The sequence below is a fragment of the Paenibacillus sp. CMM36 genome (assembly GCF_053570945.1).
Window position 1 is genome coordinate 1 of sequence record NZ_JBSEDY010000049.1, and the last position, 2219, is coordinate 2219.

The 2219-nt window shown below is 54.8% G+C and carries 1 protein-coding gene; it reads right to left on the reverse strand.

Annotation, left to right across the window (positions count from 1 at the left end):
• Positions 1–2219, reverse strand: a 2219-nt coding sequence (locus ACWA2B_RS27775) for a condensation domain-containing protein (RefSeq protein WP_449292865.1), incomplete at both ends; no start/stop codon positions are given.

Here is a 2219-nt window from a genome sequence, read left to right on the forward strand (position 1 = left end):
GCTGCGGACAGGTATCTCAACATCCCGTAGCCAATGCCCTTTTGCGGAATGCGGCGGAGTCCTTCTTTCACCTGTTTGATGCGCTGTGAAAGGTCTTGCCCCACGCTCATATCCAGCACCACCGGGAATTGGGTCGTAAACCAGCCCACGGTGCGCGTAATATCCAGTTCTGGCAGAATGGATTCCCGCCCATGGCCTTCCAGGCTCACGAGCACTCGTTCCAGGCCCGCCCAGCGATGAATCGTCAGTCCCAATGCGGTAAGCAGCAAATCATTCATCTCCGTGTTGTAGGCACGATGCGCCTGTTTTAACAACTGCTCCGTTTCCTGAGCTGTCCACGTAACTGTCATGTTCTCGCTGTCCCTATTCAAGGAATGAGAATGGGATTCGTCTTTTGGAAGCGGCTGATATACGCCCTGTTCCATTTCCTGCCAGAATGCGAGTTCTGCTGCCATGGCCGGACTGTTCGCATATTGAGACTGTCCATCCGCCCAGGTGCGGAACGAATCCGTTTTGTGCGGAAGACGAGCCGTTTGTCCGTTCAATGCCTGCTCGTAGGCGGTTGTAATATCCTCGAACAAAATTCGCCAAGATACGGTATCCACCACCAAGTGATGAATCGCCATCAGCAAATGATCACCATCTGGGCAATGGAACAGCCCCAGTTTCACCAGCGGTCCTTCGCTTAACTGAATACCCGCCTGAATTTCATTCACTTTAGCCTCGATCGCCGCTGACACCTCAGTCTCATGGCTGAGGTCTATACGTTCCAGCGTATACAGCTCGCCCTCCCCAATTGCGCGGTTCCAGGCTTCATATCCGTGCTCCGTAGGACGGAAAATGATACGCAGTGTGTCGTGATGGCTAACGATTTGATCCATCGCCGTGCGCAGGGCCGGTTCATCAAAACCATCCTTGCTATGCAGCATGATGGACTGGTTATGATGATGAGCATCCGTCAGGTTTTGCTCAAAGAACCAGTGTTGAACAGGTGTCAGCTTCACAGCGCCCACCACTTCGCTTTGATCCGCCAATCGGGTCACCGATTGAACTTTCAGTGCCAGGGCGGACACGGTTGGATGACTGAACAGGTCTTTCATCTCCAGTCGATAACCTGCTTGCAGCAATCGGGAGGATACTTGCAAGGCCTTAATCGAATCGCCACCCAGCTCAAAGAAGTTATCCTGCGCACCTACCGCTTCCACGCCGAGCACCCCGGCCCATACCGCAGCCAGTACTTGCTCCACCGTGGTACGCGGTGCCACATAGGCTGCACCCGTATGGATGCTTCCTTCCGGTTCCGGCAAGGCCTTACGGTCGATTTTACCGTTGCTCGTCAGCGGGATCGTCTCCAGTCGCATCAAACGTGCAGGCACCATGTGCGCTGGCAGTCCGGCTTCCAGTTCGGCCTGTACCTCCTCGATCCGCAGCTCAGCTTCTCCTGTGATGTATCCGCACAAGTACTTGTGTCCACGCTCATCCGTCCGGTCGATGACTACCGCTTGACGTACACCCGGCACCCGCTGGATCGCCGTTTCGATCTCGCCCAGCTCGATCCGATAGCCCCGGATTTTCACTTGATAGTCCATCCGGCCGATAAAGTCCACATTGCCGTCCGGCATCCATCGCGCCAAGTCACCTGTGCGGTATAATCGTTCACCTGGCACGAACGGATTGGCTACGAATTTCTCGGCCGTCAGGTCCGCACGGTTCAGGTATCCCCGTGCTACCCCAATTCCACCGATGCACAGCTCACCCAGTACGCCGATCGGCACCGGATTCAGCTGGCTGTCCACGATGTAGAAGCGTGCGTTCAGCCATGCCTGTCCAATCGGCACATTACCGCTGCTTGGCAGCTTCGACAGTTCTTCGTCGTAGAAGCTGGAGTCGATCGCCGCTTCCGTAACACCATAGCTGTTCATAATGCGAATATCTGCGCCAAATCGTTCTTGCAACACCCGATAATCCGTCACGCTGCAGCTATCCGAGCTGGTAATCAGCAATTCCAGACTGCTCATGTCCAGTCCCTGCTCATATACATGCTGCATAAACGGTACGATCAGGGCTGGAGTCGATTCGAACACGGTAATCTGATAGTCGCGAATCCAGCCATACAGACGGCTCGGATCAATGCGGTCGTCTTTCGGACAGATAACCATTGTGCCGCCGTTATAAAGCGTCCGCGCGATATCACCGACGAACACGTCGAAGGAGAAGCT